Raw genomic sequence first — 20,370 nt, forward strand, 5'->3', positions numbered from 1 at the left:
GGTGTAAATATGAATACATATACCGGGAAATCTATTTTCAAAGGTATCGCCATCGGCCGCATTCTGTTCTATCAGAAGGCCGAGCAGGCGGTTACCCGCACTAAAATACAGGATACAGACGCAGAAATCCGGCGCTATGAAACAGCTACAAAAACTGCTATCGAACAGCTGAATGTACTGTACGAAAAAGCTGTACAGGAAGTAGGCGAAATGAATGCTGCCGTATTCGAAGTTCATGCGATGATGCTGGAGGATGATGATTACGTAGATTCCATTAAAAATATCATTGAAACCCAGCAGGTAAATGCAGAATTTGCTGTTGCAACTACCGGAGATAATTTTGCAAAAATGTTTGCAGACATGAATGATGACTATTTCAGCGCAAGAGCTGCAGATGTAAAGGACATTTCCGAACGACTTGTCAACATCTTAAGCGGTCGTGAAAACGGAAGTACCATCGGTGAAGAACCTGTCATCATTGTTGCCGATGATCTGGCACCAAGTGAAACAGTTCAGATGGACAAAGAGAAACTCCTGGCTTTCGTTACCCGATATGGTTCCTCAAACTCACATACTGCAATTCTGGCAAGAACCATGAATATCCCGGCACTGATCGGTGTGGAAATTCAGGAAGACTGGAATCACAAAATGGCCATTGTAGACGGATACAGCGGAACACTTTATATTGAACCTGATGAAGAAACACTTCTGGCCATGACCGCAAAACAGGAAGAGGACAAAAAGGCAAAAGAACTTCTTCAGGAATTAAAAGGTAAAGAGGACATCACTCCTGACGGACGTAAGATCAAACTGTACGCCAATATCGGAAGCGTAAAGGATGTAGCTGCTGTTCTTGCCAATGATGCAGCGGGCATCGGATTATTCCGAAGCGAATTCCTTTATCTGGAATCCGAAGATTATCCGGACGAAGAAACTCAGTTCCAGGCATACAAGACTGTTGCCGAAAATATGGCAGGAAAGAAAGTCATCGTCCGCACACTGGACATCGGAGCCGACAAACAGGCGGATTATTTTAACCTTGATCACGAAGAGAATCCGGCAATGGGCTACCGCGCCATCCGCATATGCCTGGACCGCAAGGATATCTTCCGCACCCAGCTTCGCGCTCTCCTTCGCGCCAGCGCATATGGTGATATTTCCATCATGTATCCCATGATCATTTCGGTCAATGAGGTTTTACAGGCAAAAGCACTTGTAGAGGAGATCAAACAGGAACTGGACGAAAAAGGCATTGCATACGGCAATGTAGAACAGGGTGTGATGATCGAGACACCGGCTGCTGTTATGATCAGCGAATCCCTTGCGAAAGAAGTAGATTTCTTCAGCATTGGAACCAACGACCTGACCCAGTACACACTGGCGATCGACAGGCAGAATATGAAGCTGGACAACATCTATGATTCCCATCATCCGGCAGTCCTGCAGATGATCCAGATGACCATCGACAACGGACACAAACACGGCTGCTGGGTTGGTATTTGCGGTGAACTGGGAGCAGATATGACTCTGACACAGACCTTCATCGACATGGGTATCGATGAACTTTCCGTATCACCTTCATTTATACTTCCGATCCGTAAAATCATAATTGGATAATAGGGTAGGGGACGGTTCTCTGTCCTGGCTCGGTAAACGGAACCAGGACAGAGAACCGTCCCCTACCCTACACTATTCTCCGTAAAACGCACATCCGCAACGTCCGTTTTCCTTTACGGTATACAAAGCCTCATCTGCTTTTTTATAAAGATTATCATCAAAGCCTCTTGCAGAAAATGCGACTCCGACGCTCAAGGACACCTTCGGAAGTCTCTCCAGATGCCTGAGCTCATAATTCATATTTTCTACCTTTCGCCGGATAACAGACTTCACACTCTCATCCGTGTCAGGCATAATAACTGCAAATTCATCTCCACCGATTCTTGCCACGAAATCACTGGTCCGGAAGGTATGATTCAGAATCTCCGCCACTTTCTTCAACACCTGATCTCCCTGCTCATGTCCATATCCATCATTTATCTGCTTAAATTTATCCACATCAATTAACAAGAGCACAATCGGTACAGCTGCAGACTTCAGCGCTGAACAGGCCTGATCAAAAGAACCACGATTCATAACACCTGTCAATGCGTCATGCTCTGCCTTCTGTCGAAGCATGGCCTCATTTGCCGCATTAATCTCATAGATATTATTATAAGTCAGAGCCAGATATTTAAATTCATATGAGCCGACTATTTCCAGGGTCTTATTGTCCCTGATGCATCTGATATAAACCTGAAGAGGCTTAATAATCAGGATTGCAATAATGATGAAAATGATGACGTTCATAATAAATAAAATCGTTATCTGTACACGCTGAATCTGAAGTTCCTGCTCCATTTTTTTCAGACTGCTCTCCTGAGCTGCTCTGGTTGACTTAAGGATGCTGGATACACTAAACTCGATATTCGTCATAATCAGCTCTTTGGCATCCTGATACCCGGCACCAAAGACGATCTCCGACGCCTTCTTCTGTTTTTCCTCCGCATCCAGAGACTGGTCTTCCTGCAACAGCTTCATCTCCTGAACCTCTTTAGGAAGTTCACTCTCAGGATAATCATTCGCTTCAGAAACCAGCCGCATCGCATAGATTTCCCTCTCCATCAGGTTATTGGAATCTTCAAGAGCCTTTTTCAGATAATCATGGGTCTCATCATCGGAATGCTTCTCCTCCAATGCTTCCAACGCCTTTTCTCTGCGCCTGTCTTCATTTGCCTCTTTAAAATATGCCTCTGCATGGCTCAGATCTCCCGTAGCCACGTAGAGCCATACTTCTTCCGTCAGTATATCAGAGCCTTCCTTAACCATAGCCGCATTCTGCTGGCATTCAATATAATCCTCTGTAGTCGATACAAGCACTTTATACTTTTCTGATATCTGAAAAATGCCATAAATGATAAAAATGTAAAGCACAAGCGCAACCAGGATCATCAGATAATTCAGTGTCCGGATTCGGAATCCGGTTACACTTCCCTTACTCTGGTTCTCTTTTCCCATCCGTCACTCCTTTAGAAATCAAGGGAATCTACCCTATCAAGCAGTTCCATAAGATGCTGCTTACATAATTCAATACGGCTTCGTCCCTCTTCTGTTTCAAACCCATTTCTGCGGATAGTTCTGCGCATAAGTCTCGTATATCCAACGATCATACTCTTCTCTTCCACTTCCCGGATGACCGCTTCATCGTCCGTTTCAAGATATAACCGCAGAGATTTCTTCCATATCTCACCTGCAGCTTCATAAGGAATTCCAAGGAAAGACGGAATAACACTATGATCCTGCTCCGCAAATCCCACATATGCAAGATACATGGATGCCAGTTCAAATACCGGATGTCCGAACGCCAGAGTATCCATATCGATCAGCAGAGTCTCCCCATTCTGCATCATAATATTTTTCGTATGATAATCACCATGAATCATCGTCATTCTTTTTGGCACTGCCTCAACCAGATCTACCAGCTTCTTTCCCTGTTCCTCCGGCAGATATTCCTGCGTAAAGCGGGCCCATCCAAGTGCAACCTCCCGCATATCCGGCATATCTTCAGGCTTAACCTCTGTTCCGTGTATCTGCTTAAGAAGCTCAACATACAATTCAATGTAGTGATCCAGATCCTCCGGATGTGCCGCAATCAGTTTGGAAAATGATGTGGCATTCAGCAATTCAAATACAGAGCCATAACCTTCCCCGACACGCACCACGTCATATGGGATTGCAGTAGGAATTCCCAGCACAAAAGCCTTTCTTGCCAATTCACGCTCACGATGAATGTCCGGCAAACTGTCCGGGTTATAATATACTTTTATAATCGTATCCGGATCCAGACGGTAAACCTTTCCATTTGCTCCCTGTCCAATCACCTCACAGCCATCTACAGACAGGCGGCGGTAAGCCTTTTCAACAGTAATCATCTCCGTAAATCCGGTCATATCCAGCACCTCATACACTTCCGGCACAACATTAATAATCTTCAGATCCGGGGCTTTTTTCCTGAGACGCAATACCACTCTGAGGCCGGCGCTGGAAATATATTTCAGTTCCTCGGCGTCCAACACAATCTGATTTGTCGGATACTCCTCACAGAGCTTCTTAATCTCCATCTCCGCTTCCTGTGCATTACCGGAATCAATATGCCCTGCCATAGCAATTTTCAAACAGTCATTTTCATACATACCTTTGATCATTTCCATATGATCATTCCTCCTTACTGATTATCTTCAAACACCTTATCTATCAGGTAATTAAATTCTTCCCATGCCGGAAACTCCTTCAATTCCGATACCGCTTCCGAAACAGAACGATAATACCATTCCTGCTTCCGGGGATCCTTCTGATTAAAATCCTTCCAAAGTGCATTTCCATTCTTTAAATAATTCCGATAAAAAGAACGCATATTAGCCAGCTTATCCGAAAGCCAGAGAATCTTCACTCCCATATCCTTCGACTCCTTCAGAACATTCAGAGATTCCTGTTTTCTAAGCTGCCATGTATCCTCCGGCGGCCGGTCATTGCGCTTATCCTCCGATTCAGATTCAACCAGTTCTGCCACTCTGTCTCCAAAACGCTCTTTCAAGACATCTAAAAGCACACCTGCATCTTCCACAACATCATGCAGAGCTGCTGCCGCCATTATTTCCTTATCCTTTGTCATGGTACTCGCAATAGAAGCAACCTCCATCGGATGAAGAATATAAGGGCTTCGCTCCCCCTTCCTCACCATTCCTTTATGAACTTCTACCGCAAAAACAATCGCCTGCTCCAATACATCCATTACTCGCATCTCCTCTTATTTGAAAACGGAGACAGGATATCCCGCCCCCGTTTTTTCTAATCCGTCAGTCAGATTATTTAAAATTCAAATATCGCAACTCCGTATGGCGGCAGTTTATATTCAAATGAGAATTTCCTTCCATCACATTCTTTCTTAACGGCTTTATAAACAAGCGGCCGTTTCTCGCCGTTTCCACCATACTTTGGATCGTCGCTGTTCATAACTAATTTGTACTGTTTCCTTCGCGGAACACCTACTCTGTAATCATCTCTTGCCACCGGTGTAAAGTTGCACACAAACAGCAGATTCTTCTTACCATCTTTAGAGTGTCTTATGAAGCTGTAAATACTTCTTTCCTTATCGTCAGCATTCACCCACTCAAAACCATCCCATGAATTATCAACCTGATACATGGCTTTATTGCGCTTATAAAGATGCAGCAAATCTTTTACCCAGGTCTGCATCTGCTTATGCTCGTCCTTCTCTAACAGATCCCAGTCAAGCTCTCTTTCCTCACTCCACTCTCTGAGCTGAGCAAATTCCTGTCCCATAAAGAGCAGCTTCTTGCCGGAATGTCCCATCATAAATGCATATCCTACTTTCAGATTCGCAAACTTGTCCCATCCCAGACCAGGCATCTTATTCAGCATGGAACATTTCAGGTGCACTACCTCATCATGTGACAGCACCAGAATATATTTCTCACTGTATGCATAACTCATGGCAAAAGTCATATTGTAGTGAGACCACTGTCTGAAATACGGATCCTTCTTCATATACTCTGTAAAATCATGCATCCATCCCATATTCCATTTCAGGCTGAATCCAAGACCGCCATCTTCCGGATCACCGGTAACCTTCGGCCATGCCGTAGATTCCTCTGCAATCATAAGTGCTCCCGGATTTCTTCCCAGAACCACAGAATTCAAATGTTTAAAGAACGCAATCGCTTCCAGATTCTCATGACCGCCGTACTGATTTGCTACCCACTGTCCTGCCTGTTTTCCATAATCCAGATAAAGCATGGAAGCCACCGCATCCACACGCAGTCCATCCACATGGAACTTCTCTACCCAGTACAGGGCATTGGAAATCAGGAAATTCTGCACTTCATTCTTGCCATAATCAAATATCTTTGTTCCCCAATCCGGATGCTCTCCCTTTCTCGGATCCGCATACTCATATGTAGGAGTACCGTCAAAATCAGCAAGACCGTGCGCATCTCTCGGAAAATGTGCCGGAACCCAGTCAAGGATAACACCAATTTTATTCTTATGGAAATGATTAATCATCCATGCAAAATCTTCCGGAGTACCATACCGGGATGTCGGTGCAAAATATCCGGTTACCTGATACCCCCAGGAACCGTCATACGGATGCTCTGCAATACCAATCAGCTCAACATGGGTATAACCCATCTTCTTTATATATTTTGCTGCTTCTTTTGCAAATTCCCGATAGTTATAGAATCCTTTCGCACTGTCCTCTCCTTCTTCCACCGGATGACGTCTCCAGGAACCGATATGTGCCTCGTATACAGACATCGGCTCCTCTGTGTACTTCCATGCCTTTCTCTTAGTCATCCACTCTTCATCTGTCCATTTGATTTCTGAAATATCAAAGACTCTGGAAGCTGTACCCGGCCGGAGTTCTGCATAGTTTGCAAACGGATCTGCCTTTAACCTCCGTTCTCCCCAGTGAGTCTCAATACAGTATTTATAAATTGTTCCATCCGGCAGTCCGGGAATAAAGCATGTATAAATTCCAAGAGGCTCTCCTCTATCCATATAATTTGCATTCTGATCCCAGTTATTAAAGTCACCTACTACAGACACAGACTTCGCATGTGGAGCCCAGACTGCAAAATAAATTCCTTCCTGTTCTCCATCATTTACTCGATGGGCACCCAGCTTTTTATAAATTTCATAGTGATTTCCCTGTCCAAAAAGATAATGATCCAGTTCCCCGATTTCATACGCTTTCAACTCTTTTTTCTCTTCCATAACCTCACCCTCTCGGCTTAAAAATATGATACTTTAATTATACTGTAATAAAGTATAAAAAGAAAGAGTTTTGACAATCAAATTTTGTCAAAACTCTTCTTTTTACGTAACAGGAAATCCCTCAGGAATTCCTATTTTGCTTAAATTCTAAAATCTTCTTCTTTCAGAATAATACGATCTGAACTGTCGGTGCTCTTTCCGAACATACGTCTTGCAAGATGCTTCACATTTGCTTTCTGAGAATGTTGAATTGCAGCATCCATGATCTCTTTAACCTCAGCAACCGTCACTGCATGATCCTCTCTCTGCATAATATCAATTCTGCTGTACAGAGCAAGAATTCCCATCTCATCCAGCTTATATCCATTCTCTTTTGCATAGGTCTGACCAAATGTAACCAGCTCATCATTGATAAATACCGGAAGTTCCAGCCTGGAGGTAAATTTCTTTTTAAATTCCGGATTGGCGATAAATAATTTTTCCAATGGCTTTCTCTGATCCTCAAGTACAAACAGAAGCTCTCCTGTCTTCTTTTCCATCAGATAATTCAGTTCCTTCACGGTTCTGGAATTCAGCTTTCCTGCCTTCTCAATAATAATCGCTCCTCCGCGAAGCTTCTTGATAATATTCGTAAGCTCTTTCTTATTCAGAGACTCGCCGGTAACAATCGCCACCTTACCCTGTCTTAAATTTCTCTGCCGCTGGATTGCCTTGACAATATCAACTGCAAGAACCGTCTTTCCGGAACCTTTCTGTCCGATAACCAGAATATTTCCAGTACGGGATGTGCCTTCCCTCTTCTCTCTTCTGTCGTTATCCAGAACCTCTACAATCTGCTCACTCATACCTCTGACCGGTACAAAGTAAGAAAATAGTTTCTTCTGTTCTTCTGTAAGACCTGCTTTCAGTCCAATCTCACTGGTCGCACTCAAATCATAACGTCCGGTAACTACAAATCCTGTATCAAAAGGCACACCTGCTTTGCCCTTTTTAATTCTCTTTTGAATTTCTTCTTCTGTAGGCTCTTCGATAACAAGTTCTTCTTTTTCCTCGACTTCCTCTTCCTCAAACTCTATTTCGTCATAGTCATCGTCGTCATCCTCGTCGTCGTCATCCTCGTCGTCGTCATCCTCGTCATCATCATCGTCGTAGTCTTCAAAATCGTCTTCGTCGTAGTCGTCCTCATCATCCTCGTCGTCAAAATCGCCTTCATCGTAGTCGTCCTCGTCATAATCATCGAAATCATCGTCATCATCCAGATCAAAATCATCCTCATCCAGATGAATATCCACAGGCGCCTCATTCTTACGACCGGAATCACTCTGTTCCATCTCTTTCATTAACTGCAGTAAATCTGCCGTCATACCAAGGACATCGTCGCTTTTATCTTTCTTTTCGACTTTCTCAATTTCTTCCACTAATTCATAGTCATCTTCATCGTCCGGTTCTTTTTCAACCTCTTCGATCTCTTCCACTAATTCATAGTCATCTTCATCGTCGTCTTCAATCTTTTTCTCGACCTTTTCGATTTTTTCGTCCTTTTTGACTTCTTCCACTACCTCGTAGTCATCTTCATCATCGAAGTCTTCCTCGGTCTCTTCTTCGACCTCTTCGACTTCCTCCACTACCTCGTAGTCATCCTCGTCATCGAAATCTTCCTCGGTCTCTTTTTCAATCTCTTCGACTTCTTCCACTACTTCATAGTCGTCTTCATCATCAGGCTCTTCCTCTGCTTCCGGCTTCCTGCGAATTGCTTCTTCCAGTTCTTTCGTAATTTTTCCGGCAGCCATCCTCTCCAGCAGTCTTTCTTCTTCTTCAGCCTTTTCTGCCGCAAGTCTGCGCTCTTCTTCTGCCCTCTGCTCTGCCAGAAGCCGTTCCTCTTCTGCCTTTCTGATCGCAATACGGCGGGCTTCCTCTGCCGCCTTCTGCTCAGCAATACGGCGGGCTTCTTCCGCTGCTCTTTGCTGCTCTTCAATACGGCGGGCTTCCTCTTCACGTCTCTTCTCTGCCTCACGTCTCTTCTGCGCAAGACGTTCCTCGTCCTTCTGCTTCTGGGTTTTAATTGCCTCAGCATTCTCCCTCTGCTTTGCTTCCCATTCCTGCAGAATCTCATCTATCTTCATCTGTCCGGTAATCCGAAGTTCTTCATCCCGTTTCCTGCTTGCCTTTTCTTCAATATCCAGTCCATTTGCAAGTGCAACTCCATTCTTTAATGCCTCTGCCAGGGTTGCTCCCTTCACTGTCTTTCGAATCGGGGATTCTTCTCTTACCTTCTTTTCCTCTTCCGGTTCAGCTTCTGCCTCTTCTGTCTCCGGTTTCTCCACATCTGTTTCTGTCTCTTCTGCCTCTTCTGTCTCCGCCTCGTCTTCGCTCTCTTCCTTCTCAACCGGAAGGGCTTCCTCAATAATAGCCTGTACATCCAGCTTATTTGTCTGTGCATCACTTCGCCGAAGCACCTTCTCAAGTGCCTCTTTTGCAGAGTTTTTCTTTACCGGCTTTTCTTCAGCCTCAGCAGCCTCTTCTGCTTCCTGCTGCTCTACAGAAACCTCCTCTGTCTCTTCGGAATCATTCGTTTCCTCTTCCACGGATTCTTCCAAAGCCTCCTGTTTCCTCATGAACTCCTCATCTTTAAACCGATTGTTATATTTCTCCTGCTGCAGCGGTGTCAGCGGCTTGTACTGCATCTTAAGCTCCATTGCCTTATATACATACTGACCCTCACTAAACCACAGAATAAGATCATCACACTCTTCCAGGCACTCGGCACTCATACCGGCCTCATGATAAAGACTCGCAAGCTCGTATGCCCATTTCTCCACATATTCAGCTTTCTTAAACTCCTCCAGAGCATGGATCTGCTCTGCAATCGGTGCACGGCGTGCACGCAGAATCTTGTATTTCAAAATATACTGATTCGGATCCTTCGGTGCCAGCTTGATAAATTCCTCATAGCAATCTGTAGCTTCTTCCGTATCATTAATCTTCAAAGCAAGCGTTCCCAGACGATACACGATCTTTCTGCTCTCCGGCGCACGGTCATACGCCAGGAATAACACATCCCTGCTCTTCTGATTCTCCCCATTATATTCATATATTTCGCTGACGCTATTAAGCATGGACGCATTCTTTACTCTGCGCCAGTCAATAGTATCCGCAATTTCCATTGCCTTTTTGTACTGCTTTTTCTCCATATACTCAAGCATTTGTTCTGTTTTAACCCGATATTCATATTTATCCAATATTCTCACCTCAATATCTTATTCATACTTTATAAGCATGCAAGTCTGATTCTTATTAAGTTTAACATATGCTGTAGCCATTGTCAAAATAATAGCATCAATCTGGTGAAATAGATTCATGTTTTTACACTTGAAAAACGACCATTATAACTACTTTGATTATAATGGCCGCCTTATATTAAATTTTATAATATTTTTTATATTTTTTAATCGGAGGATATAATTTCGATTCCTGTTCCTTTGCCAGTTTTTCGCTCAATCCATAATCCAATGCTTCTTCACGCATCATCTAATATCTCTGAACTACTGTGGTATCTTTTTTCTTTTACTAATCCAATACGTATTGCAGATTCTGAATCATGATACCGGTTATCCATCCACTCCGAATTTCTCTTAATTTTATTCTCTTACCGGATTTATTATCTATGGTTAAGGCTTATTCTGTAGGAACTATTATCTGCCATACCACTTACGTATTGAATTGTACATATTGCGTTGTCCAACGGTTTAAGCCTCCTTCCTCTCTTTTCATTTCCAGCTTTGATATATCTCACCGACATATGAAATATATCTGAAATCCGTTTTTTCAAAATCCCTTTCTCGTCAGGACTTTTTTTGGTTTTCCTTTGGATTGATTTAATAATAACACCCAAGTCTTTATTTGTCAATACTATTTTGCATTTATTTTCTATTTATTTTATAATTGTATTATTTTGTGAAAATATTCTGTCTTTTTAGAATTCTACAAAATAATGTCATCCACTTTTTGATAATCTCCAATCTGGTATACCTCGATAATATTTCCCTTCACAACATACAACAATTCACCGATGTAGACTCCTCTGGCCGCCTGGTATCCGCTGCCATTAATCTGCTCTTTCATACGGCAGTCGAAGCCTTTTTTCTCATCATAAGAATAAACATAGTAATTCTCTGTGCTGTTCTCTTCCGCCGGAAATCCGATGATATTCTTTTCCTTATCCACCAGCACTGCCTTGTAGTCATAGAACACCGCGGTATAGTATACATTGTCCAGCACACATACGGCTTCTTCCTTCACGTTAGCCGGATCACTGATGTCAAACATACTGAGCTTCACTCCCCCGGTAACCTGCGTCTCTTCGTCCACATCCATACCAATTCCCAGCAATTTATCTTCTCCGAAGAAATGCAGATATTCGGAAAATCCCGGTATCTTAAGCTTTCCAATGATTTCCGGCTTCTCCGGATCAGAGAAATCCACGGTAAACAGCGGATCCGTCTCTCTGTAGGTCACAAAATATCCGGTATCACCGAGAAGCCGTGCCGAATACACCCTCTCATCTTCCGCCAGTCCTTTGATGGAACCCACCATTTCCAGACTGTCATTCAGCACATAGACAGCATTCTCATCGTTTGTTGTCACCACCAGGCGGAGGTAATCCTGGTATTCATCGATAGAAAAGGAATCGTTAATACTTCCATCTACTCTTCCCGAAGCCGCCCCTGCAATCTCACCCTTGTGATAGGAAAGTCTTCGGATAACCGTCTCCACATTATTGACTACATCTCCCGTATACCAGTTATTTCCGGTCCACTCCGTCTCGTACCAGTAAATATTTTTGTTGCTTACATAGAGTTCTCCTCCTTTGGTAAATATTGCCTTGCTATCGCAAATACTATCCGGATCCGCCAGATCCACGGATATTACCACTTCATAAATATTTGCAAAATCCGTAATTGGAAGATAAATACTCGGAGCCGGAAGAAGATCCCCATTTACCATCGGAACAAATGTATCAGCTTCTTTTACATTAATATCTGTCCCCATATAATATTGGCTGAATATGTACAGATATCCATCAGACACTCTGGAAGACTGATAATTTCCACTCTGGGAAACCTCACCCAATTCCTGCGGATTGCCGGCGTCACTCACATCATATGTCCGTGCCTTCACAGAATTTTCATTCGCTCCCGAACGGAGAATCATTATCATCTTGCTGTCAGTTACATACAGTTCGCAGATCCGCCCGCCATCTCCGGCTTCAACAGCGGACACCTCTTTCATCTGCCCGCCTTTGGTATCCACAATCGCTACGGCCTCTCCTCCATCCTGAAGCACATAAAGGTATCGTCCATCCGTCTTCACAACATCTGCTTCATCAACGCCTTCCTGGCGCACATTTGTCTCAGAATAGTTTTTACTTTCACCGGAAGCACTGTCCTCCATTACCGCAGTGCTCTCCGCGCCTGCATCATACAGAGCAATTTCTCCTCTGGCATATGCGCCGGCATTTTCCATCTGATTCAGGTACGCCCGGGCATACTCATAAATATCTTCATAATCCTCTGCTGTCTTCCATGTTTCTTTGCCGGTCGAAGCCTGTGTTCCTGCACCGGCAGTATTTCCCGACTTTGCATTCTGCGTCCGGGCTGCCGTATCACTGGAAGCTTCCCTGTCCCGTCCTGCCTTATTTACCCCATAAACTGCACCGCATACCAGAAGACAGCAGGCCACAGCAGCAACTGCAATATTTCTATGATTCCAAAATCGTTTCTTTTTGTTTTCTTCCAGCATCTCATGTTCTCTTTTATCCATACAACACTCCCCTTTCTATCCTTCCAGGATCACGCTCATTTTCTCCAGCGCCCGGATTCTCCTGTAGAAAAAACGGGATACAGCTGCCATTTTCCTGCTGTATCCCGTTGTCAACTTTATCTATATTTCATCAAAGATGTTTTATCCTCTATAGTAATTAATCAGGCATCCTTTCAGGATAATCTCGCGTTCTACGTCGGTCAGATCGCCCAAAGTAAATTCCACCTCTTTGAGGTCTTCCCCTACAACATAAGCACGGATTACCTCCTGCTTCTCCTCTACTGCTTTTCGCACATCCGGAACAAAAATATAATCACCGTTCTTAAAGCTCAGATGCTCGTGATCTTCCTTTGTAATAAACGGAAGCATACCCCAGTTGATCAGATTAGAACGATATCTCTTGGTAGCATATTCGTTGGCAATATTTGCCCATCCTCCAAGAACCTTCTGGCAGGATGCTGCCTGCTCTCTCGCAGATCCATCACCCGGTTTCACTGCAAAAATAGTGCTTCCTACTCCAATATTGCCCCTTCCGGCTTCCGGATAAGACTCCTGAATCTTCGCCATAACCGGCTTCAGTTCCTCCAGTGCATCCAGCGGACACTTTCCGGCCTCAATTGCTTTCTGCGCTGCCTGCACCTCTTTTGCACGTCCCACATATGCCGGATCCTTTCTTGACAGAGCGAATTCTGCCAGTCCCAGCGGATTAGAACGATAAGAAGATGTCTCACCGGACGGGATCAATTCATCTGTAGTCGTTACCGGATCATGAATCTCAGAAACTACTTTCAGAACCAGATTTTCCGGCAATGCAGACATAGCCGGCCAGTCCTTAATGTTCGGACCAAATTTAATTTCCACAGACGGATCTGCCACTCCATGACTGTCAAATACACGGTTTGCGTAAATATTTTTATCAAAATGATATTTCTGACCCTTGTACTCTACATCCATTGCTGTCGCCGGGGTCAGGAAGCCCTTGTTTGCTGCAGTTGCTGCAATGGAACGCGCATCCATCAATGCAACAGAAGCAATCTGTCCGCTCTGGAGCTTGGAACCTTCACGGTTCGGGAAGTTTCTGGTAGAGTGACGAATGGAGAATGCATTGTTCGCCGGTGTATCCCCCGCACCAAAGCACGGACCGCAGAATGCTGTCTTCACGATCGTACCTGCTTCCATCAGATCTGCCACTGCTCCGTTCTTCACCAGTTCCATATATACCGGAGTACTTGCCGGATATACGCTGAACGTAAATTCATCAGCACCTATGTAATGACCTTTGATAATGTCTGCTGCCGCACAGATATTCTCAAATCCACCACCGGCACATCCTGCAATAATTCCCTGATCTACATAAAGTTTTCCGTTTACAATCTTATTCTGCAATGAATAATCTACTGCTCCGTCCAGACTTACCAGAGCCTTCTGCTCTACATCATGAAGCACGTCCTTCAGATTCGCATTTACTTCATCAATCGTGTATACATTAGACGGGTGGAACGGCATTGCGATCATCGGCTTAATCTCACTTAAGTTCACGTAAACCATGCCATCATAGTAAGCAACAGATCCCGGATTCAGCTCTTTATAGTCTTCGACTCTTCCGTGAATCTCATAGAACTCTTTAATCTTTTCATCCGTCTTCCAGATAGAGGACAGACAGGTTGTCTCTGTCGTCATAACATCAATTCCGATACGGAAGTCTGCACTCAGCTTAGCCACACCCGGTCCCACAAACTCCATCACTTTATTATTTACATAGCCATTAGAAAATGTCGCACCGATAATTGCCAGCGCTACGTCCTGAGGACCAACACCCTTCATCGGCTCTCCGTCAAGATAGATACCTACAACACCCGGCATCTTAATATCATAGGTCTTATTCAGAAGCTGCTTAACCAGCTCCGGTCCGCCCTCACCCATTGCCATAGTTCCAAGTGCACCATAACGGGTATGACTGTCGGATCCCAGAATCATCTTACCGCCGCCTGCCAGCATCTCACGGGCATACTGATGAATAACTGCCTGATGAGGCGGAACATAAACACCGCCATATTTTTTCGCGCAGGTAAGACCAAACATATGGTCATCCTCATTAATCGTTCCACCTACCGCACACAGGGAATTGTGGCAGTTGGTCAGCACGTAAGGTACCGGAAATTTCTCAAGTCCTGACGCACGTGCTGTCTGGATAATTCCAACGAAAGTAATATCGTGGGAAGTCAATTTATCAAACTTAATCTGAAGACGTTCCATATTACCGGAGGTATTATGGTCTGCCAGAATGTTATATGCCATTGTTTCTCTGGCTGCCTCTTCTTTGGAAACTGCTTTTCCTGTTTTACTTTCTACTTCTCTTACGTCTTCTACAATCTCTGTGCCATTCAAAAGATAAACACCATTGTTATACAATTTCACCATTGTCATCTCCTCCTTTGATTCTGTTATTTTACCAAAAAACCCGTCATTCTACAATAGTTGATTATTTTTCTTATTTTCCACGAATATGCCGCAAATGATCCTCCACCATCATTGCAATCTTGAACGTCAGAGCATCATCAAATTTCCGGACATCCAGCCCTGTCTTCTTCTGAATCTTCTCAAGTCTGTATACCAGTGTATTGCGGTGCACAAAAAGCTGTCTTGCCGTTTCAGAAATATTCAGATTGTTTTCAAAAAATGTATATACCGTTGCCAGTTCTTCATCGTCAAATCTGGTCGCATCCTCCCCTGTAAATACTTCATGAAGGAACATCTCACACAGGGATCCCGGAAGTTGATGAATCAATCTTCCGATACCAAGTTCATTATATGCCAGAAGTTTGCGCTCCACGTAAAATACCCTGCCCACTTCCAATGCCATAGAAGCCTCTTTATAAGACCGGGACACTTCTTTCAGTTCCTCCACAATCGTTCCGTAGGATACTCTCACAGCCACCATAGCTTCCATACTCAGCGTATCGATCATGGTCTTCGCCATCCGATCCACCTCTGCATATCCTTCCGTACTTTCCAGTGCTTTTACCAGAATTACATGAGTCTCATCTACTGCCGTAACGAAGTCTTTGGTTCCATTCGCATACAGCCCTCTCATCATCTCCAGCACCAGATTATCTTCTTCACCCTTAGGCTCCACCAGAAATACGACTCTCCTCTGCTCTACCGGAATCCGCATTTTCTTTGCCTGATTATAAATATCTACCAGCAGCATATTATCCAAAATCAGATTCTGCATAAATCGATTCTTATCCATCCGTTCCCTATATGCCTGCATAAGACCTTTAATCTGGCTGACTCCGAATCTGCCTGCCATTCCGATATCCGCACTGTTCCCCTGCAAAAAAATCGCATACACCGGAGTTTCGTCCTCCGCAACCAGGAAAAGACCCTCGTCCTTCCCTATATGCTCCGATATATCCTGGCGGACAGCCCTTTCCATAAATGAAGCTATTTTCTTGCCCACTCCCTTTGGCATAATACTGGTCATGGCAAGACACTCAGCCTTCGCATTCCAGATGGAACAATCCAGACCGGAAATAGCTTTCATATCCTGTATTACCTTTTGAATCACCTGATTAGACAGCAAATAATCACATCCTTCCCTAGGCACCCAGTATATCATATTTTTCGCTGGGTGTGTTGTTTTTTTGTGCCGATTTAAATTCCCGCATTGCGCGGTCAAACTCCTCAATTTCCCGTTCAATTTTTCTTCTTCGAATTTCCCATATAATTCCTGCTGTAAGTACTACTGATCCAGCCATCGTCCATTTTTTTACCGTTCGTTTCCTTTTTCCCTTCATTCTTTATTCCTTTCTTGCCCTCCTCACATTAAAATCCGCCGTCTCTACATACTAGCCGACGAAATCCGATATTTTCCCCTCGTTTTTTAAAAATTTTTTTATTTTTTCTCTTAATCGTTCTTCTCTACGATAAACAGCTTTGGCAGTGAGCGTCAGACGTTCCGCAATTTCCGTTGTCGTATACCCCTGTATCCTCAACCAGATAATACCGATTGTTTTCCGGTCTATGCCTGTTTTGACCAATAATTCAAATAACTCCCTAATCCTCAATCTTTCCAGCATATCTACTTCTATATATCTGGGAACATGCAGAAGTTCAGACTTTGCCATTTCCAGATGTAATAATAAATTGGTCAATATTTCCCGCTCTCTATAGCATCGTTCTGTTTTAAAGATTCCCCAATCGTATTCTCTGAGATCCTGTATCTTTGTTTCTTCCATTCCGAAATCACGCAGTATACTCTCTTCCGCCATTTTCCACCTTTTCCAAAGCCATTCCTCAAATAATTTGATGTAACTCATATAACCTTCATCAATTCCTTTTACCAAAAAAGGCGCTACAGCATATGCTGCACCGCCTTTTGTCTCAATTATACACTAGTTTGTAATTGTAAGTTCTGTTTCTTTATCAAATACATGAATCTTCTCAGCATCCAGTGCAAATTTAACAGTATCGCCTGTTCTAGCTTTTGTGCTAGGCTCAACTCTTGCAGTCATGTTAGCTCCTTCATAATCGAAGTACAGGAATACTTCTGCACCTAACATCTCGTATACACGGATAGTAGCTTCGATAACTGTGTTAGGAGATTTAGCGATGAACTCAGGCTCATCATGTACATCTTCCGGACGAATTCCAAGTACAACAGTCTTTCCTGCATATCCGCCATCGATAAGCTTCTTAGCCTTAGCTGCCGGAAGCTCAATCTCTGAAGGTCCTGCTACCAGGTATACTTTGTCTCCTACTACTTTACATGTAGCATCAACAAAGTTCATCTGAGGAGATCCGATAAATCCTGCTACGAACAGGTTGCACGGACGATCATACAGTGTCTGAGGAGTATCTACCTGCTGAACAACACCAGCGCTCATAACAACGATTCTTGTACCAAGAGTCATAGCCTCTGTCTGGTCATGTGTTACGTAGATGATTGTTGTACCAAGTCTCTGATGTAACTTGGAGATCTCAATACGCATCTGTCCACGAAGTTTAGCATCCAAGTTGGAAAGAGGCTCATCCATAAGGAATACCTTAGGATTACGAACGATAGCACGTCCCATAGCAACACGCTGTCTCTGTCCACCGGAAAGAGCCTTCGGTTTACGATCAAGCAGAGCTTCCAGGTCAAGGATTCTTGCTGCTTCACGAACCATTTTATCAATCTCATCCTTCGGAACTTTTCTTAATTTAAGACCGAAAGCCATGTTATCATATACTGTCATATGCGGATACAGAGCGTAGTTCTGGAATACCATCGCGATATCTCTGTCCTTAGGCTCAACATCGTTTACTACCTTATCACCAATCTTCAGTTCTCCTGAAGTAATATCTTCCAGACCTGCAACCATACGAAGTGTTGTAGATTTACCACATCCTGAAGGTCCTACGAAAATGATAAATTCTTTGTCTTCGATTTCCAGGTTGAAATCTTTAACTGCTTCGAATCCATTTGGATATGTTTTGTTAATGTGTTTTAAAGATAAACTTGCCATTTGAAAAATCCTCCCAAATCAACTTTGCCATACCGGCATATTTCCTTTTGTCTAATTGCTATGGTGTAAGTATATAAAAAAAGTCCAACTTCGGCTATGCCAAAGTTGAACAATCTTTTTTTGTTTTCCTGTACAAGTTGACTAAAGCAGTGCTTTATAGATATCCCGCTTCCCTACACCCCGGTCCTTTGCTACCATTTTCATAGCCTCTTTCCGGCTGATTCCCTGCTTCTTGTAATACTCCATATGCTCCTCAACCGTCATCTCCTCCCACTGGGCGCGAGCCTCCTCCCGGATCTCCTGTCGGCTTTTTCCTTCTATCACAAGCACGCATTCACCCTTCGGTTCATTTTCATCATAATATATGCAGGCATCTTCCAGTGTCGTTGCAAATGCAGTCTCGTGCTTCTTCGTAAGCTCCCGGCAGACAGTGACTTTTCGGTTTCCCAGATTCTCCAAAAGTTCCCTCAGCGTTTTTAGAAGCCGATGGGGAGCTTCATATATAACCATCGTCCGTGTCTCCCCTGCCAGCTGGTCCAGCACTTCCCTTCTCTCCTTCTTATCCGAAGGCAGAAATGCTTCAAAAGCAAATCTTCTCGTAGAAAGTCCCGAGAGAATAAGAGCTGTAATGCAGGCGGCCGCTCCCGGAACCGAAGTTACCGTTACCCCTGCCTCATAGCACATTCTGACCAGTTCCTCACCCGGATCAGATATTCCGGGCGTTCCCGCATCCGTAATCAATGCGATATCCTTACCGTCGAGCAGCATATCCACAAGCTTATGACCCTTTTCGATCTTATTATATTCATGGTAACTGGTCATGGGCGTCCGAATCTCAAAATGGTTCAGAAGCTTAATGCTGTTTCGGGTATCCTCCGCTGCAATCATATCCACCTCTTTTAAAATTCTGACCGCCCGAAACGTCATATCCTCCAGATTTCCAATTGGTGTTGCACACAAAAACAGTGTCCCCGCCATGTTAACTCCTCCATGTCATTCTTCTATTCATTTACAATCCTTATCTGACACATTTTCATTGCATTTAACGCATTTTTATGACTGTCAGGCGTCACTCCCGCGCAGCATGAGGCATCCACAGTAATTGGAATTTCCGGATAAGCAGCCTTTAATATCATCGCATTTGAAATTACACAAATATCCGTACAAAGCCCTGCCAGTTCAATTTCCTCAACATTCTTAAGACTCCTGATATAGTGAGCCAGCTCAATGGATCCAAAAGCAGGTTTATTAATAACTTTTGAGTCTCCTACCGGAAGCTCCGCAGAAATCTCCCAGCCATCCGTTCCCTGAATACAGTGTTCTACCGGCAGATTCCTGCCTTCCTGAGTATTCAGATACTCTGAGTTATGCGTATCCCTTGTAAAAATAACCGTATTACCTTCCGTTTTATAATCTTCAATTTTTTCCTTCACTGCTCCGACGATTTCAACGGCCTCTCCCGTTCCAAGAGCACCATCAATAAAATCCTTCTGCATATCAACAACAATTAAAACTTTCATAGCCTTCCATCTCCTTCAAATAACATTATTATACCCTCTGACACGAGTCCGCTCAAGCATGACCTTATTAATTTCTGATTTATTTTGATACCCACTATTTTTCATCGACAGTCTCTCACCCACATGGTATAATTTTATTATCATATATTTCAGAGCTGGCTGCCTCTGAAAACAATATTTTATGCTTTAATTATTACGGCAAAAATGCTGGAGATAATATTGATACCTTTTTGGACATGTACAAAGAAATAGATGGTACATTCCAACATCTCAAAACTTTTGATGAAGATAATTACGGCTCATCATATGGCGAAAAGTTCAAATATCTGGTGCCGGAAACGGGAACCTATTATATTATCCTGGGCTCATATGACGATGCCGGAACCTGTATCGTAGAAGCTGATATTCAACCAAATACCCCGAACTACCAAAGCCTCGACTTTACGTCTGAAATCTTACCTGAACCTGCTGAGGGCGATCTGTGGAATTGGGACAACGAAACCCAAACACTCACACTGCATGACGGTTTTCAGATAGTATCACTGGACGCTCCGGCAATCACTCTTCCGGATGAGTCCGTTTTATGCATAGAAGCATCTGTGGAATAACCGGTGCTGCAATATATAACAAAAGAAAAATCAGATAACGAGTCAACAGGGACAGGTTCCTCGACTCAATGAGTTGAGGAA

At 43.7% G+C, this 20,370-nt stretch carries 15 protein-coding genes; 2 read left to right on the forward strand and 13 right to left on the reverse strand.

What is annotated here, in order from left to right:
• The first annotated feature begins 9 nt into the window (after window positions 1–9).
• Window positions 10–1,617, forward strand: a complete 1,608-nt coding sequence (gene ptsP / locus ACQRCC_RS02745) for a phosphoenolpyruvate--protein phosphotransferase (protein WP_427849277.1) — start codon at window positions 10–12, stop codon at window positions 1,615–1,617.
• A gap of 72 nt (window positions 1,618–1,689) precedes the next feature.
• Here the strand turns inward: ptsP and ACQRCC_RS02750 are convergent, their stop codons facing one another.
• The 13 genes from ACQRCC_RS02750 to ACQRCC_RS02810 form a co-directional block, all read right to left on the reverse strand.
• Complete coding sequence (locus ACQRCC_RS02750; protein WP_427849278.1) at window positions 1,690–3,054, reverse strand: GGDEF domain-containing protein; 1,365 nt, start codon at window positions 3,052–3,054, stop codon at window positions 1,690–1,692.
• An 11-nt stretch (window positions 3,055–3,065) separates the two neighbouring features.
• On the reverse strand, window positions 3,066–4,247 hold the full coding sequence (locus ACQRCC_RS02755) for an anti-sigma factor antagonist (protein WP_427849279.1): 1,182 nt from the start codon (window positions 4,245–4,247) through the stop codon (window positions 3,066–3,068).
• 14 nt (window positions 4,248–4,261) lie between these two features.
• Window positions 4,262–4,828 carry an HD domain-containing protein gene (locus tag ACQRCC_RS02760; protein ID WP_427849280.1) on the reverse strand — a complete coding sequence of 189 codons (567 nt, stop codon included), beginning with the start codon at window positions 4,826–4,828 and terminating at the stop codon, window positions 4,262–4,264.
• Window positions 4,829–4,905: 77 nt separating this feature from the next.
• Window positions 4,906–6,831 (reverse strand): 1,4-alpha-glucan branching protein GlgB, encoded by a 1,926-nt coding sequence (glgB, locus tag ACQRCC_RS02765; protein WP_427849281.1) that lies wholly within the window; start codon window positions 6,829–6,831, stop codon window positions 4,906–4,908.
• Between the two features lie 140 nt (window positions 6,832–6,971).
• On the reverse strand, window positions 6,972–10,034 hold the full coding sequence (locus ACQRCC_RS02770; protein WP_427849340.1) for a hypothetical protein: 3,063 nt from the start codon (window positions 10,032–10,034) through the stop codon (window positions 6,972–6,974).
• Window positions 10,035–10,812: 778 nt separating this feature from the next.
• Window positions 10,813–12,651, reverse strand: a complete 1,839-nt coding sequence (locus ACQRCC_RS02775; RefSeq protein ID WP_427849282.1) for a beta-propeller domain-containing protein — start codon at window positions 12,649–12,651, stop codon at window positions 10,813–10,815.
• A 141-nt stretch (window positions 12,652–12,792) separates the two neighbouring features.
• On the reverse strand, window positions 12,793–15,072 hold the full coding sequence (locus tag ACQRCC_RS02780; protein ID WP_427849283.1) for a hydratase: 2,280 nt from the start codon (window positions 15,070–15,072) through the stop codon (window positions 12,793–12,795).
• Between the two features lie 70 nt (window positions 15,073–15,142).
• Complete coding sequence (locus ACQRCC_RS02785) at window positions 15,143–16,237, reverse strand: PucR family transcriptional regulator (RefSeq protein WP_427849284.1); 1,095 nt, start codon at window positions 16,235–16,237, stop codon at window positions 15,143–15,145.
• A gap of 16 nt (window positions 16,238–16,253) precedes the next feature.
• Window positions 16,254–16,451, reverse strand: a complete 198-nt coding sequence (locus ACQRCC_RS02790) for a hypothetical protein (protein WP_427849285.1) — start codon at window positions 16,449–16,451, stop codon at window positions 16,254–16,256.
• Between the two features lie 51 nt (window positions 16,452–16,502).
• Window positions 16,503–16,973, reverse strand: coding sequence for a sigma-70 family RNA polymerase sigma factor (locus tag ACQRCC_RS02795; protein ID WP_427849286.1), 471 nt, complete (start codon window positions 16,971–16,973; stop codon window positions 16,503–16,505).
• A 75-nt stretch (window positions 16,974–17,048) separates the two neighbouring features.
• On the reverse strand, window positions 17,049–18,161 hold the full coding sequence (locus ACQRCC_RS02800; protein ID WP_427849287.1) for an ABC transporter ATP-binding protein: 1,113 nt from the start codon (window positions 18,159–18,161) through the stop codon (window positions 17,049–17,051).
• A 141-nt stretch (window positions 18,162–18,302) separates the two neighbouring features.
• On the reverse strand, window positions 18,303–19,139 hold the full coding sequence (rsmI, locus tag ACQRCC_RS02805; RefSeq protein WP_427849288.1) for a 16S rRNA (cytidine(1402)-2'-O)-methyltransferase: 837 nt from the start codon (window positions 19,137–19,139) through the stop codon (window positions 18,303–18,305).
• A 23-nt stretch (window positions 19,140–19,162) separates the two neighbouring features.
• The gene (locus ACQRCC_RS02810) at window positions 19,163–19,681 is read right to left on the reverse strand and encodes a cysteine hydrolase family protein (protein WP_427849289.1); all 519 of its coding nucleotides are present in this window, start codon (window positions 19,679–19,681) and stop codon (window positions 19,163–19,165) included.
• A 236-nt stretch (window positions 19,682–19,917) separates the two neighbouring features.
• Between ACQRCC_RS02810 and ACQRCC_RS02815 the strand changes: the two genes are divergently transcribed.
• The gene (locus tag ACQRCC_RS02815; RefSeq protein WP_427849290.1) at window positions 19,918–20,289 is read left to right on the forward strand and encodes a hypothetical protein; all 372 of its coding nucleotides are present in this window, start codon (window positions 19,918–19,920) and stop codon (window positions 20,287–20,289) included.
• Window positions 20,290–20,370 lie beyond the last annotated feature (81 nt).

This window comes from Sporofaciens sp. SGI.106 (genome assembly GCF_050314255.1).
Taxonomy (GTDB): domain Bacteria; phylum Bacillota; class Clostridia; order Lachnospirales; family Lachnospiraceae; genus Claveliimonas.

What these genes read in the sequence shown, in the direction of transcription:
- ptsP (WP_427849277.1), top strand. Translation starts at nt 10, where the DNA reads ATGAATACATATACCGGGAAATCTATTTTCAAAGGTATCGCCATCGGC.
- ACQRCC_RS02750 (WP_427849278.1), bottom strand. Translation starts at nt 3,054, where the DNA reads ATGGGAAAAGAGAACCAGAGTAAGGGAAGTGTAACCGGATTCCGAATC.
- ACQRCC_RS02755 (WP_427849279.1), bottom strand. Translation starts at nt 4,247, where the DNA reads ATGGAAATGATCAAAGGTATGTATGAAAATGACTGTTTGAAAATTGCT.
- ACQRCC_RS02760 (WP_427849280.1), bottom strand. Translation starts at nt 4,828, where the DNA reads ATGGATGTATTGGAGCAGGCGATTGTTTTTGCGGTAGAAGTTCATAAA.
- glgB (WP_427849281.1), bottom strand. Translation starts at nt 6,831, where the DNA reads ATGGAAGAGAAAAAAGAGTTGAAAGCGTATGAAATCGGGGAACTGGAT.
- ACQRCC_RS02770 (WP_427849340.1), bottom strand. Translation starts at nt 10,034, where the DNA reads ATGCTTGAGTATATGGAGAAAAAGCAGTACAAAAAGGCAATGGAAATT.
- ACQRCC_RS02775 (WP_427849282.1), bottom strand. Translation starts at nt 12,651, where the DNA reads ATGGATAAAAGAGAACATGAGATGCTGGAAGAAAACAAAAAGAAACGA.
- ACQRCC_RS02780 (WP_427849283.1), bottom strand. Translation starts at nt 15,072, where the DNA reads ATGGTGAAATTGTATAACAATGGTGTTTATCTTTTGAATGGCACAGAG.
- ACQRCC_RS02790 (WP_427849285.1), bottom strand. Translation starts at nt 16,451, where the DNA reads ATGAAGGGAAAAAGGAAACGAACGGTAAAAAAATGGACGATGGCTGGA.
- ACQRCC_RS02795 (WP_427849286.1), bottom strand. Translation starts at nt 16,973, where the DNA reads ATGAGTTACATCAAATTATTTGAGGAATGGCTTTGGAAAAGGTGGAAA.
- ACQRCC_RS02800 (WP_427849287.1), bottom strand. Translation starts at nt 18,161, where the DNA reads ATGGCAAGTTTATCTTTAAAACACATTAACAAAACATATCCAAATGGA.
- rsmI (WP_427849288.1), bottom strand. Translation starts at nt 19,139, where the DNA reads ATGGCGGGGACACTGTTTTTGTGTGCAACACCAATTGGAAATCTGGAG.
- ACQRCC_RS02810 (WP_427849289.1), bottom strand. Translation starts at nt 19,681, where the DNA reads ATGAAAGTTTTAATTGTTGTTGATATGCAGAAGGATTTTATTGATGGT.
- ACQRCC_RS02815 (WP_427849290.1), top strand. Translation starts at nt 19,918, where the DNA reads ATGTACAAAGAAATAGATGGTACATTCCAACATCTCAAAACTTTTGAT.